At 52.0% G+C, this 14991-nt stretch carries 11 protein-coding genes; all 11 read left to right on the top strand.

All coding sequences use genetic code 11. The annotated features are described in order from the left end of the window. The first annotated feature begins 543 nt into the window (after positions 1-543). A complete protein-coding gene (locus BR86_RS0102775; RefSeq protein WP_031471481.1) occupies positions 544-5454 on the top strand; it encodes a nucleotidyl transferase family protein in 4911 nt (1636 codons plus the stop codon). A 37-nt stretch (positions 5455-5491) separates the two neighbouring features. Further along, on the top strand, positions 5492-6781 hold the full coding sequence (locus BR86_RS0102780) for a Rossmann-fold NAD(P)-binding domain-containing protein (RefSeq protein WP_031471482.1): 1290 nt from the start codon (positions 5492-5494) through the stop codon (positions 6779-6781). A gap of 59 nt (positions 6782-6840) precedes the next feature. Then, on the top strand, positions 6841-7998 hold the full coding sequence (locus BR86_RS0102785) for an NAD(P)H-dependent oxidoreductase (protein ID WP_242841551.1): 1158 nt from the start codon (positions 6841-6843) through the stop codon (positions 7996-7998). 305 nt (positions 7999-8303) lie between these two features. Then, a complete protein-coding gene (locus BR86_RS0102790; RefSeq protein ID WP_031471484.1) occupies positions 8304-8990 on the top strand; it encodes a F0F1 ATP synthase subunit A in 687 nt (228 codons plus the stop codon). 91 nt (positions 8991-9081) lie between these two features. Beyond that, positions 9082-9303, top strand: coding sequence for an ATP synthase F0 subunit C (gene atpE, locus BR86_RS0102795; protein ID WP_031471485.1), 222 nt, complete (start codon positions 9082-9084; stop codon positions 9301-9303). Between the two features lie 13 nt (positions 9304-9316). Next, entirely contained in the window at positions 9317-9790 is a 474-nt protein-coding gene (locus tag BR86_RS0102800) for an ATP synthase F0 subunit B (protein ID WP_031471486.1), read from the top strand. Positions 9791-9800: 10 nt separating this feature from the next. Continuing rightward, positions 9801-11639: a F0F1 ATP synthase subunit alpha gene (atpA, locus tag BR86_RS0102805; RefSeq protein WP_081844007.1), complete on the top strand. Its 1839-nt coding sequence runs from the start codon at positions 9801-9803 to the stop codon at positions 11637-11639. 17 nt (positions 11640-11656) lie between these two features. Further along, a complete protein-coding gene (atpG, locus tag BR86_RS0102810; RefSeq protein ID WP_031471488.1) occupies positions 11657-12595 on the top strand; it encodes an ATP synthase F1 subunit gamma in 939 nt (312 codons plus the stop codon). Beyond that, on the top strand, positions 12592-13980 hold the full coding sequence (gene atpD, locus BR86_RS0102815) for a F0F1 ATP synthase subunit beta (protein ID WP_031471489.1): 1389 nt from the start codon (positions 12592-12594) through the stop codon (positions 13978-13980). Before atpG ends, atpD begins: the two co-directional genes overlap by 4 nt. Position 13981: 1 nt before the next feature. Beyond that, entirely contained in the window at positions 13982-14407 is a 426-nt protein-coding gene (locus BR86_RS0102820; RefSeq protein WP_031471490.1) for a FoF1 ATP synthase subunit delta/epsilon, read from the top strand. A gap of 143 nt (positions 14408-14550) precedes the next feature. Beyond that, positions 14551-14847 (top strand): hypothetical protein, encoded by a 297-nt coding sequence (locus BR86_RS0102825; protein ID WP_143099299.1) that lies wholly within the window; start codon positions 14551-14553, stop codon positions 14845-14847. Positions 14848-14991 lie beyond the last annotated feature (144 nt).

Here is a 14991-nt window from a genome sequence, read left to right on the forward strand (position 1 = left end):
CACTTTGATGATCATGAATGTGGTCTGTCATGATAATTCTGTCATACTGACCTGGCTATGATCGTTCAGTCATGATGATCCGGTCATGGTAGTTCAGCCATGATGTTCGGACATGATCGTTGTCTCATGCCGGCTTTGCAACGATGATTCAGCAGCAAAAAGCGTACCCGTCATCGATTGAATCATCGATCCAGACCATGTTGTTCGGCGTGAAGTCATCCGTATTCTGTGGGACGATTCTGCTGCCGGATACTGAAATGTGACATAACCGGATAAAATTCAGTAAGATTTATGAGCAATTTGTGCTATCATGAAACCATGACAGAAAGTATTCCGATATCGTACGGTCAATGATTTTGACCCGTTAGACCAACGGGGTCAGTATATCAGAGAGCCATTTGATTTTCAACTATTTGTTTAACAAATGTATAACAGGTGACAAGACAGTTCTTCGGCGGCGTACTGAGGGCGGAACAATGATCCGGAAACGGTTCCGGGACGTTGCTGCGGAACCGGGCAGGCTGCAGAAAGGGACGGGACATCATGAGTTCAAGACAGATTAAGCAGGCAGTCAGTGAACTGGCCTCGATACTTACCGGAAGAAAATTTCTCAATCGTGCGGGGCTTACCGCCAAAAAGGTTCGCTCCCTGATCAGCGGAAACTATCTTGAAAACTTTATTTCCGATGTATGGCCGGTAAAGCGGCGCTTTACGTGTGCGGAAGTTTTGAATATGTGTCTGCCGATTATGAATGAATTGGTGGAGGATTCGTTCATTCGTCAGAAGGGCGAGAACACCGGAAAGGAAGATTCCCGGACGGAGGTTCGGGGGACCGAGCTTACACCGAAGGAAGGCTGGCTTTCCTTTATCTATCAGTATGCCTGCCATATTGTGTATCCAGATAACGAATTTTCAGAGCAGAATTCGGTATATCATTCCGCCGTGCTGTTTTACCTGACCGTTCTGCAGTTCTTTCTCGACGCGGAGCGGGAAACGCTTCCGTATGATCATTTTGTCGATTTTGATTTCCTCACGGAAGACGAGGCCAAAGTGTGTGAGTCCTATGAGGAGTATCGTACCTTCCGAAAGGAATGGCATGACCAGTTTATCTATGAAATGATGCGAATCAACATGGAGGCGACTTCCTTCAAAACGCTTGAGCATATTGCCGGCGTTCATTTTGTGGCGATGCACTGTGCGAGGGGGCTCAAGGCAGCCGGTGTGCCGGTTGATCTGACGCTTGTCAGCGGTGCGGCAGCAGGACATGATCTGGGAAAATTCGGCTGTAAGCCGGGCGAAGCCGTTCCGTATATGCATTATTACTATACGAATGTATGGTTTAACAAATTCCGTATGCCTTATATCGGTCACATTGCGGCCAACCACTCGACCTGGGACCTGGAGCCGGAGGCACTTTCGGTGGAAGCGCTTCTCCTGATTTATGCGGATTTCCGTGTCAAGCAGCATCGGGAGGGCAATGAAACGGTAACCCACATTTCGACGCTCAAAGAAGCATTCGACGTCATTTTGGCAAAGCTTCAGAATATGACGCCGGAGAAACTGGAGCGATACCGTTTTGTTTACTCCAGACTGCACGATTTCGGCGAATATATGCAGTATCTTGGCGTAGACACGGATTTGGACGGGGAAACGCCGCTTCCGGAACGGATGCCTGAGATCACCCTCCGCAATGTGCAGGATACGATCCGGTCACTTGTATTCATGGGCGTGGAACATAATATTATCGTGATGCACCGGATGAGTGCGGAACGGCAGTTCGGAATCTTTCTGGAGTCGGCAAGAAGTATTAAGAAATGGAAAAACCTCCGCGTTTATCTGAGTATTTTTAATCAGTATACCGCGTATACCAATGATGAGCAGAAGAAGCAGACGCTGGCGTTCCTGTATGAGCTGCTCATGCACCAGGAAGGAGAAATCCGCGCGGAGGCTGCGACGCTTATCGGAAAGATTCTGGCGCAGTTCAACTTCGGATACCGGAAGCGTTTCCCAAGCGGAATGGCGGATCTCAATACCATGCAGGCGGTTGCCCTCAGCCGGGAATATTTCCTGAAAATTCTTGAGCCGGATCTGAAACTGACACATGTTCAGAAGTACCGTATCCGGTATAACCTGAAGAATGTTCTGATCGGTATTCTGCAGAATGCGGTGGAAGAGGACCGTGAGATCCTTCTCGGAACGTTTCTGGAACTGTTTAAGGATCCGGGGAGGTGGAAGCCGGCGGCACAGTTTGTCATTCTGAATGCGGTGTTTGACCTTCCGCTCGCGGAGATGAGCCGGGAATCGCTCAATGACGTCGGCCAGTTTGCCGAGGCGGTTGCGGTTTCTGCGGATGTGGAGGCGGCCATTGCTGCGTGGAGAGCGGAGAAAGTGATCACATCCTATACGGCGGATCTTCCGGTATGCGAGCAAATCGGAGCGCGTGTGGAGGCATTTGATCCAAAGGGAAATATCACACTGACCTTTCTGAAGTATCGTATCCTTCAAAATCTTGGAAAGGATACGACAGAAGAAGAGAAGATCATCTGCGGACCGGATGTGATCTCAGACATCTTTCTCGACAACCTCAAGGCTGCGACGCCCTGGATCATCAAAGCAGTGAACATCAAGCTTCTGAAGCACTGCAGTATGCTGATAAAAAAAGAACATCACCTCCATATCGCCGCGCACCTGTCGAATCTGATTAAAGTCAGTGAGCACATGGTGATCCGGCGTGACGCGGCGGATGCGCTTCTGGAGCTTGTTCCGTTTCTGACCTCGGATGAGCGCAATGAGATTGCGGTGGAACTGATGCGGGCGCTGGAACTCGGGGATGCCCAGTATTCGAGACACCTTCCGAGATGTCTCGGCATGACGGCGCTCTGGCTCCCGCCGGAGCAGATGAAAGAGCTGGTATCCTACCTTGGCCGGATTCTCTCGTCCGGTTCGGATTCGGTTGCATCCGGTGTTCTGGACACGATCGGCATTATTCTGGAACATTATTCGGAATACGGGATCCATTTCTCCGTGAGCGATGAGACGATGAAAGCTGATAAACAGCAGCTTCTCGGCATGATTCTCCGCGGAATGGCGGCTTATCAGCCGATGACAAAGCGCGAGGCAATGCTGGTTCTCGGCAACATTTTCGCCTCGAAGGATATGTCCGCCGATGACAAGTATGCGCTGTTTGAGATGGGATACCGGAAATTCCTGTATCTGCTCAATGAGGGGCAAATGTCTTCCATCGGCATGTTCTACCGGGCGTTTGCGGTATCGGCACTCTCGACCTATATCGTTCGGCTTCGCATGGAAAAGGGCGATGTCTCCATTCCGGAGCGGGAGAAAGTTGCATTTTTCCCGGGAACCTTTGATCCGTTCACCAAGTCACACAAAGAGATTGTGCGGGAGATCCGGGACAAGGGATTTGAACTTTATCTGGCGGTGGATGAGTTCTCGTGGTCCAAGAAAGCGCAGCCCCACATGGTGCGACGCAAGATCCTGAATATGTCCGTTGCCGATGAGTTCCACGTCAATGTCTTTCCGCTGGATATTCCGATCAACATCGGGAATCCCGCAGACCTTAAGGCCCTCAAGGGGATCTTTGCCGACCGGAAAGTATACATGGTGGTCGGAAGTGATGTGGTCGGAAACGCGTCGTTCTACAAAAAAGATCCGGTGCCGGATTCGATCCACAGCATGAATCATCTGATCTTCCGGAGAGTCGGCAATGACCGGCTGGATTCTCACCGGAACCGCGATATGCTGAAATGCATCACCGGTAAGATTTTTGAACTGGAGCTTCCGCCGGAATTTGAGGATGTCAGTTCCACGGTCATTCGCGACAATGTCGATATGAACCGGGATATCAGCAATCTGATCGATCCCATGGCGCAGGGGTATATTTACAGCAGCGGTATGTATCTGCGCGAGCCGGAGTATAAACCTCTGGTGTCGGGAAAAATACTGAGTTTTGAGAAGCTGGAGGAATTTACCGAGGAATGGAGCGCGGAATGCCGTAAGACCGTCTTTGCTTATTATGAAAACAAAAATGAACTGATTGAGTCCATCCGGAATTCCGGAGAGCAGGTTATGCTTTTGCGGAACAGCCTGAAAAATGATTCTCTTGTGGGCATGATCACGTACCGTATCATGCAGTCCGGCGACCTTCTGGATGTTCTGAAACATGTGGCGCTGGCCGATCAGGTTCGCCGGAGAACCACGGGTTCGATCCTTTTGATCAGCGGAATATATTCCTGTCATGACGAGCATATCCGTGATCCGGAGCAGTTCCTTCTGAGCGAGGTGATTGTGAATTCCTTCCGATATGGCTGCACCTTCGGAATGTTCCTTCCGGAGCTGATGAAGCCGTCGACGGCCTCACTGGATGCGGTAAAGAGGCAGGGGTTCGTGCCGCAGGAAAAACTTCACGGCGGAGTACAGATGTGGCTTGTGGATATGCATGAGCCACTGGTCATTCTTCGGAACCTGGGAACAACCATCAAGGCGCCGATGAATGACGACCGCCACGTTCTGCGGATCCTGGACAAGACCCATCACGATCTGCAGATGTCGATGACGGGACTCTATCCGGGACAGCTTGTCCTTTCCCTCAGTTCTGCGGCCATCTATCCGCGGCTGATGGAAAAAGTGACGAAGCTGAACGGTGTGCCGAATGTTCAGCTTGTGCCCAGACAGCTGGGTCCGTGTATGTGTGTTCCCTACGGAAAGATTCTGCGCGACAGAATCATCCCGAATACGGTGACGAAGACGCTTCACACCGATAAGGTGTTTTCACCGGACCTTAAAGAGAGCTGGATTGAGGCATTCCCGAACTATACGCCGCTGGAAAAACAGATCCGCATGATTCATTCCTTTGACCGGCCGGTCATTCTGGTGGACGACATCATGAACAGTGCCGGCCGCTTTGAAGCGCTGGAACCGATGCTGCGGAAGGAGAACGTGAAGATCCGCCAGGTTGTTCTCGGGGTTCTGACCGGACTCGGAAAGGATACACTGACACAGAAGAATGTTGATGTCGACAGTGTCTACTATATTCCGAACATCCGGCACTGGTACGTGGAGTCCTCGCTCTACCCGTTTATCGGCGGTGATACCGTAAAGAGGGAAATGGCCAAGGTGGCCGGACTTTCACCGTCCATCAATCAGATTTTTCCGTACATGAATCCGCGTCTTCCGGGAGCGGAGCGGGATGCAATGTTCGCATTCTCCGCAACCTGTATCCGGAATGCAAGGGATCTCTTTCTGGTACTGGAAGAGACGTATCGGGCACATTTCGGCCGGAATCTCACCCTCGAGAGACTGTCGGAGGCAGTTATCGCGCCGCTCTGCCCGGACCATGGCGAATGTATGGGATACGATCCGACGCTCCCGGCCAGTGTATATCTGGACAATGACCTTCTGATGCTGACCCGTGATCAGTATACGAAACCGTGGTAATCAGAACGACGCAAAAAAGAATCGGAGGAAACTAACGATGTTTTACTATAAAATCAACGGACATGTCTGCTGCGCATGGGAGGGGGATCTCCCGTTTGCGGCGGCTGGTGACAAAGAGAGAGCGGAAGTCAGCAGTTTTCTGTTCCGGCGGGATCCGGCGAAAAGCCGTGCGGTGTTTCTGATCAATCATCCCGTTCTGCTCTATCAGAAAGAGGAATCGGCGGAGTGGCTTTCCCTCGGCCGGCTGACAGCTGCGGCAGACCGTGGGATTTTGCCGGATACCCCGGCTGAACAGGGGATCCCCGATCCGGAAGTGCTGGCAGCGATCGAGTCCGGTCATCTCAGCGCAGTCAATATGGCGCATCCACGGTTTCCGGAGATCATGGATGAACATCTTCCGCTCGGCGAGATGACCAAAAAAACGGTACATATTCTGGCAATCGGCGATGTCGGAAGCAATGTGTTGACCGGACTGCATCTTCTCGGCGGAGACTGTATCCGCCGGATCGGTATCTGTGACATTTCCGACAAAGTAACGGCGAGATGGGAATTTGAGGAAAACCAGATATCCTATCCATGGGACTATGATGCGCTTCCGGAAGTCTATGTCGTGGACAGGGAACATCTCTTTGATTGCGATGTGTTTGTCTTTGTGGCGAGCGCCGGCATTCCGCCGGTCGGTTCCGGGATCAAAGATGTCCGGATGTATCAGTTTGAAAAGAATTCGAAGATTATTGCCGAGTACGCAAAGATGGCGAGAGACGCACACTTCAAGGGACTGTTCTGCGAAGTGGCAGATCCGGTTGATCCGCTCTGCAAGGCAGCGTATCTCGCGAGCAATACCGATGAAAACGGAAACTTTGACGGGAAGGGTCTTGTTCCGGAACAGATTCAGGGATATGGTCTCGGAGTCATGAACGCGAGAGCTGCATATTACGCGAAGAAAGAGGAACGGTTCCGCAGTTTCCTTTCCGAGGGCAGAACTTTCGGACCGCACGGTCAGGAACTCGTTGTCGCCAATTCGGTGGAACATTATGACGATGCGCTTTCGAAAGAGCTGACAAAACTGACCGTCACCGCCAATCTCAGGATGCGGGAGATCGGCTTTAAACCATTTGTCGCACCGGCCTATTCCTCGGGCGCACTTTCCATTCTCCTGACGATCCGGGGGGAATGGCACTGCAGTTCCGTCTTTCTCGGCGGTATCTATATGGGCGTAAAGAACCGGTATACCGTAAACGGACAGGAGACGGAGATCCTGAAGATGCCGGAAGAACTGTTTGATCGCATTCGGGATGCGGAAACGGCCCTTCATGCGATCAATTAAACGAAAAAGATCGTCATATCATCGGAAGGAGCCGAAGTGTAATACAGGGAGGTGACATCATGGAACAGACAGTAACTATGGAAACCGGCAGTCTACTTATGGTCATCCCCCGGGATTCGGAAACCGATTCGGGATCGGAACGTCTGGATCTGGTTCTGAAATTTGTGGAAACAGTGGAGATTATACCGCGGAATATCCGGATCTGTCGCGTTCATACGGCGGAGGAATTCCGCAGTTTTCTTCAGGAAAAATCGCCGGTTTCCGATCGGAAATCTCTCCGGCCGGTGCTTTTTGCCGTTCGTCTGGGAAAAGACGGCGTAAACATCGAATATGTGCGGATTCTGCGGCTTCTTCGCGGGAACCCGCATCTGCTGGAGGGATATATCGGCGGTGTGATTACGGATGCCGACTCCGAATTTTACACGAAATCGACCGCGACGGAGCTGGTTCTCGCGGCCAATCAGTCTGGCTGTGCGTTTGTCGGGAAACCGCTTGTGGAGGGGACCGGATCTCTGGAAGATTTCCGCGTTGCGGCGAAAAATCTCGGGACCACCGATTATCTGGAAGCGTACCGTGTAATGGCGAGACGTCTTCTTCAGTCGATGCTGGATTTTCGCGGATATGCGGTTCCGGAGCCGTCGCTTTTGTGTCTTCATGCGTCCAGTCACAAGACGTCGAACACCTTTGCTCTCTGGAGGGATGTCCGGGAACATCTGAAAGCTACGACCTGTTCCGAGATCGGACTGCGAAACGGAACCATATACGACTGTTCGGGATGTCCTTATCAGATGTGTCTGCATTACGGGGAGAAAGACAGCTGCTTTTACGGCGGAGTGATGGTGGAAAACGTTTATCCGGCGATCCGTGAGTCCAATGCCATTCTGATGGTATGTCCGAATTACAATGACGCGCTCTCGGCGAACCTGACCGGTTTCATCAACCGGCTGACGGCGCTCTACCGGAAACGGCAGTTTTATGACAAGGCGCTGTTTGCCATCATTGTATCCGGATATTCCGGAGGGGACATCATCGCAAGGCAGCTCATCGCCGCCCTGAATATGAATAAGAATTTTTATCTGCCGCCGCATTTCTGCATCATGGAGACGGCAAATGATCCCGGAACCGCTGAGAAGCTCCCGGGGATCCGGAACCGGGTGGAAGAATTTGCCGCCCGGATTGAAAAGACACTGGTCAGCCGTCATCCCGGTGAAGTCTGACTATGTTTTGGGCACTGCGCCTGCGCTCTTCATGGAGTGCGGAGCAGTGCTTTTTGTATGAGAATTTCTCCGAAATTCCGACAGGAAAAAGCAAACGCATATTCATTCATTTTATATCTATTATTATTAATTATAAATAATGCACAATATATGCCGGTTACGGCATTATAAAGCTGTTAAAAATAACAGGATTCGTTTGAACTTGCCGGCCAAAAGGGGTATGATAGAGCCTGCATGACATTGTACAAATATTAGTACACACCATGCTGAACAGGGAAATACATCAGGAAGAGAGGTAGTAAAACATGGAGGAACTGGCTTCCAGGCTTCTGGAAGAGCTGAATGTCAAGACCGCTTTTACGATCCCGATTCTGGGGGGAATCGAGGTTGCGGAATCGGTCACTGTCTCATGGATTGTGATGGCGGTGCTGATTCTCGGTGCGATCTTTCTGACGAGAAATCTTCGGGTTCAGAATCCCGGAAAACGTCAGCTTGCCGCCGAATTCATCGTGTCATGGCTGGACGGTTTTACGGGTGAGATGCTGGGAGAGCACGGAAAGAAGTACAGCTCATACGTCTCCACGGTGCTGTTGTACATCGGCCTGGCCAATATCATCGGCGTGTTCGGTCTGAAGCCGCCGACCAAAGACATGAACGTGACCATTGCGCTGTCGGTCATGAGCATTCTTCTGATCGAGGCAGCGGGCATCCGGCAGAAGGGAACCAAAGGATGGATGAAGAGCTTTGCCCAGCCGATCGCGATTGTCGCGCCGATCAATATTCTTGAGATTGTGATCCGCCCACTGTCACTCTGTATGCGGCTTTTCGGCAACGTTCTCGGCGCTTTTGTCATCATGGAGCTGATCAAATATGTGCTTCCGGTGGGACTCCCCGCCGTGTTCAGCCTGTATTTTGATCTTTTTGACGGCCTGATTCAGGCGTATGTCTTTGTCTTTCTGACATCACTGTTTATCGCGGAAGCGGTAGAGTAAGGATTGTCAGACACATAAAAAATATAAGGATTATTAGAACCATTAGAACCATTAGAACCGGTTTTTTCCGGTCACAGAAAGGATGAATCATATGAACGTTACAGCTTTGGGAGCAGGAATTGCAGCACTGGCATGCCTCGGTGCAGGTATCGGTATCGGCATTGCGACCGCACACGCAGTTGACGCCATCGCGCGTCAGCCGGAGGCAGACAGCAAGATTATGAGAAACCTGCTGCTGGGATGCGCACTTGCGGAGGCAACCGCGATCTACGGCTTTGTACTCGGCATTCTGATTATCTTCTTCCTCAAGTAAGGAGGCGGGTGAAATGCTGAGAATCGACTACAATATACTGTTTACCATTGTGAATCTTCTGATCCTGTTCTGGGCTCTCCGCAGATTTCTCTTTAAGCCGGTCCGCGAGATCATGGAAAAGAGAGCGGATGACATCCGGAACTCGTTTGAAGAGGCCGATCAGGACCGCAGAGAAGCGGAAGAATACAAGGAACAGTACAGAAAACAGCTTGGAAATATTGACGAGGCGAAAAAGCAGGCCGAAGAAGAAGCACGGCGTGACGCGGCAAAAGAATATAACCGTATTCTTGCGGATGCAAGAAAGGAAGCGTCACGGATCATTCAGGAGTCCAAAGAGCGCGCAGCGGCGGCTGCGGATGAAGAGCGCCGGCAGGCAGAGTCGGACATTGTGAAGATGATCAAGAGCGCGGCGGCAAAGATCGCCGAATCCGAGGATGATTCGAAGATGTACGATGATTTCCTGAGAGAAGTCAACCAAGAGAAATGAGGCGTCAAATATGAGTGAACATATCGGGACATCGGGCGTGCGCGCGCTCTTAAAGTGCGTCACCCGTCCGACCCCGCAGCAGGAGGAACAGTTCCGGGTTTTTCTGGACCGGACCTATCATGCGGGCGGACCGGAAAATGTGGAGCTGGAGATCCGGGTCACACCGGAAATCCACGGCGGTTTTATCCTGGATGTAGGCAGTGATGAGTATGACTGGTCCACACACGGAAGAGAGCGTCAGTTTGAGACGGCGATCGATGAGGCGAGAAAAAAGAGCCGCGGCGATCTTTTGCCGATGCTGAAGAGCGCGATCAGTGAGTTTCGTGTTCTGGCGCAGAAATCCGAGGTCGGAACGGTTGAGACTGCGGGCGACGGAATTGTGACAATCCGCGGACTGGACCATGTCATGTACGGAGAGATCATTCTCTTTGAGAATGGCGTAAAGGGAATGGTTCAGAATATCGAGCGTGACCATGTCGGGGCCATCCTCTTCGATCAGGAGGGGACCATCGGTGAGGGAAGTCGGGTGACGGGTACCGGAAAACGTGCCGGAATACCGGTTTCCGATGCATATCTCGGAAGAGTTGTCGATGCGCTGGGCAATCCGATCGATGGAGGCACGCGGATCGAAGCCGACGAATACCGGCCGATCGAGGAACCGGCTCCGGGGATCATTGACCGACAGCCGGTGAGTGAACCGATGGAGACCGGAATTCTCGCGATTGACTCGATGTTTCCCATCGGCCGCGGCCAGAGGGAACTGATCATCGGAGACCGGCAGACGGGAAAAACTTCGATTGCTGTCGATACGATCCTGAATCAGAAGGGCAAAAACTGCATCTGCATATATACGGCGATCGGCCAGAAGGCATCGACCGTGGCTTCACTGGTCAATCAGTTAAAAAAGAGCGGGGCGATGGAGTATTCCGTGGTTCTGGTATCTACAGCAGCCGATCCGGCGCCGCTCCAGTATATTGCACCCTATTCGGCAACGTCGCTTGCGGAGTATTTTATGCACCGGGGTAAAGACGTTCTGATCGTGTACGATGATCTTTCCAAGCATGCGGTTGCTTACCGGACCATCTCGCTTCTTCTCGGCCGATCACCGGGGCGTGAGGCGTATCCGGGAGATGTATTCTATCTCCATTCAAGGCTTCTCGAGAGAAGCGCAAGGCTGTCCGGACGTCTTGGCGGCGGCTCCATCACTGCGCTTCCGATCATTGAGACGCAGGGCGGCGATGTGTCGGCCTATATTCCGACCAACGTCATTTCCATCACAGACGGACAGATCTTTCTGGAATCCAATCTCTTTTTCCAGGGACAGCGTCCGGCGGTCAATGTCGGCCTTTCCGTATCACGAGTCGGCGGTGCCGCACAGACGAAGGCGATGAAGAAGGCAGCAGGATCTCTGCGAATTGATCTGGCGCAGTACCGTGAGATGGAAGTGTTTACACAGTTCAGCTCGGATCTGGATTCCTCAACGCAGAAGCTGTTGAAAAAGGGAAAAGCGCAGATGGAGCTTCTTCGTCAGCCGCTCGGCCAGCCGATGTCGATGGCGGAACAGGTTCTCTCACTGATCGCGGCAGAACACAATCTTTTTACGGACATAGAGGATTTGCCGGTCAAGGAATGCCAGGGAAAACTCATCCGGTTCTTTCATGAAAGCCACCCGGATCTCATCGCGCGGCTTGAAATGACAAAAACGCTGGAGGATGACCTGAAAGAACGGATTCTCGCGGCGTGCGATGAATTTGCGGCTTCCGTAAAGCCGGAGGACGGCACGAACGAAAAGAATTCGATTTCGATGGAGGATCCGATACGGGCGAAGGATAATCCTGCTCGTGCGTAAACCGGGAGGGAAAAATTATGGCAGCTTTACGAGAGATCCGGGATCGAATCGACAGTGTCAGAAATACGATGAAGATCACCAATGCCATGTATATGATCTCATCGACCAAGCTCAATACAGCCCGGAAAAAACTGAAATCAACCGAACCGTATTTCTATACGCTCCAGTCCATGTTTGAGCGTATTCTCCGTCATCTTCCGAGCGGTTTTTCCCATCCGTATCTGGACCGGAGAACCGAGATCCCGGAAGGGGAGCGGTCACGCGCCTTTCTCTGCATTACCGCTGACAAAGGCCTGGCCGGAGCATATAATGCCAATGTGCTGAAACTGGCGGAATCCCACATGGGGAACGGCAAACGGGATCACCTGTATGTGGTCGGTGAAGTCGGAAGGCAGTATTTTCTTCACCGGAATGTGGATCTGGACGGAGAATTTCACTATACGGCGCAGAAGCCGACTCTCTCGCGTGCCCGACATATTTCGATGGAAATGCTGGCTCTGTTCCGGGAAAAGAAGGTGGATGAAGTCTATGTTGTGTATACGCGGATGAAGAATCAGGCGGAGTTTGTTCCGGAACTGATCCAGCTTCTTCCGCTTGTTCAGCTCGACAGCGATCTCATGAATGCGGGTAAACTGCCCGTAAACACAATTCAGGAGACCTTTTCCCTTGAGCCGACGCCGACGAAACTTTTGGACAACATCGTTCCGGAATTTGTGAACGGATATATCTACAGTGCGCTGGTTGAGTCCTACTGCGCGGAGCATTTTGCCCGCATGCAGGCGATGGATGCGGCGAACCGGAACGGAAATCAGCTGATCCGCGATCTGACGATCGAATACAACCGAAGCCGTCAGGCCCGGATCACGCAGGAGATCACGGAAGTGGCTGCCGGAGCGAGGGCGCGCCGCGAGCAGCTGGAACGTGCAAGAAAGACGAGAAAGGACTTAGAACCATGAGAATAGGAAAGATCGTTCAGATCATGGGTCCGGTCGTAGACGCAGAATTTGAGGGAAAACCGCTTCCGGAACTCCGGTCTGCCCTGCAGGTGGACAACCACGGAGAAAAAGTCATGATGGAAGCGGCACAGCATATCGGCGGCAATACGGTCCGCTGTATCATGCTTTCCCCGTCCGAAGGACTCCAGAAGGACATGCCGGTCCTTGAACTCGGAACACCGATTCAGATTCCGGTCGGAAAAGAGAATCTGGGAAGACTCTTTAATGTGCTGGGAGATCCGATCGACGGGAAAGGGGCGCTTACCACGACGGAAACCTGGGATATTCACCGGAAACCGCCGAAATTCACGGACCAGAGTCCGGTGCAGGAGATTCTTGAGACCGGAATCAAGGTAATCGACCTGATTGCGCCATACGCAAAAGGCGGAAAGATCGGTCTGTTCGGCGGTGCCGGCGTCGGCAAAACCGTCCTCATTCAGGAGCTGATCCGGAATGTGGCCGAGGAGAGAGGCGGATATTCCATCTTTACCGGTGTCGGAGAGCGTTCCCGCGAAGGCAATGACCTCTACAGCGAGATGACGGAATCCGGTGTCATCCGGAATACGGCGCTCGTGTTCGGTCAGATGAATGAGCCGCCGGGTGCAAGAATGCGCGTTGCGGAGACCGGGCTGACGATGGCAGAGTATTTCCGCGACGTTCAGCATAAGGACGTGCTGTTATTCATCGATAATATCTTCCGTTTTGTACAGGCGGGAAGTGAAGTGTCCGCTCTTTTGGGGCGCATGCCGAGCGCGGTGGGCTATCAGCCTACGCTGGCCAATGAGATGGGCGCACTTGAGGAGAGAATCGCGTCGACGACGAACGGTTCCATCACATCGGTGCAGGCGGTTTACGTTCCGGCCGATGACCTGACGGACCCCGCCCCGGCGACAACATTTACCCATCTGGATGCCACCACCGTTCTGTCGAGAAAAATCGTGGAGCAGGGAATTTACCCGGCCGTGGATCCGCTGGAGTCGTCGTCGAGAATTCTGGAGGAGAGTATTGTCGGAAAAGAGCATTACGAGACGGCGCAGAAGGTTCTTCAGTTTCTCGAAAAATACCGGGAATTGCAGGACATCATCGCCATTCTCGGCATGGAGGAACTGTCGGAGGCAGACCGGAAGATTGTGGCCCGGGCAAGAAGAATCCGGAATTTCCTGTCACAGCCCTTCCATGTTGCAGAGCAGTTTACGGGAATTCCGGGAGAATACGTTCCGATTGCGGAGACAATCCGGGGATTTCAGGCGATCATCGCCGGAGATATGGATGCGTATCCGGAAAACTGCTTTTTCAATGTCGGAACGATTGACCAGGTGATCAAGAAGGCAAAGGAAGGCAGATGATATGGCGGATCACGCAAAAGCAACCTTTGGACTGCGGGTGATCGCGTCGGATAAGACATTTTTTTCCGACCGCGCCCAGTCTTTGACCGTTCAGACTCTGGACGGTCAGCAGCAGTTTCTGGCCCATCACGCGCAGATTATTCTTGCCGTCGACCCGGGAGAACTCCGGATTGTGGATGCGGAAGGAAATCTGATCCGTGTCGTGGCCGGTTTTGGCACCATGATTTTTGCGAACAACCGTGCGACAGTTCTGGTCGATACCTGTGAGACACAGGAAGAGCTGGATGAAAGGCGTGCGGCAGAGGCTCTGGAACGTGCAAAAGAGCGGATGCGGCAGAAGCAGAGTCTCCGGGAATATATGCTGAACAAGACAGCGATGGCGCGTGCCATGTCACGGCTTCAGTTCAAGGGAAAAAACTTTCGATAATGCAGAGTGCTTCATAAAAAAATAACGGTCATAATTTGAATCATAAAAACCATTATTCTGGAATATTTATGATTTCTGTGTGGAATAGTACAGACAAGTGTGCTAAATTTATAGACAGAAAAAGCGTGATCTGCAGAGATGACTTGATTCACGCAGAGGAATGGTTCGAGGTGACCGGAATGAGTATGAACTGGAAAAAATGGGTAATGACTTTTGCTGCGGCAGTCTGTCTGTCCGGAGCGATGAGTATGAGTGCGATGGCAGATGAGGGTACTCCCGTCGAATCAGCTCCCATTGTTTACAATGGATTTACCGCAGTCTTCGATCCGGCGACCGGACTGATGATTCTTACACCGGCTCTCCCGATGTCCGGTGCAGTGCTTGACACGGCGGCGGTTGGCACTCAGGAAGCAGTGACTGCTCCGGCACTGCCGATGTAAATACCCGGATGACAGCGGTTTCACCACAGAATCGGTGAAAACTCCTGGATTGCAGAGAATATGGATCGATCGGATATAAACGTATTCTTTCATCCGTGCTGTTTGACGCGCTACGAATGATTTTGACTCCCGAAGTGGAAGACA

The organism is [Clostridium] aminophilum DSM 10710, from assembly GCF_000711825.1.
In the GTDB taxonomy this organism is placed as follows: Bacteria; Bacillota; Clostridia; order Lachnospirales; family Lachnospiraceae; genus Clostridium_R; species Clostridium_R aminophilum.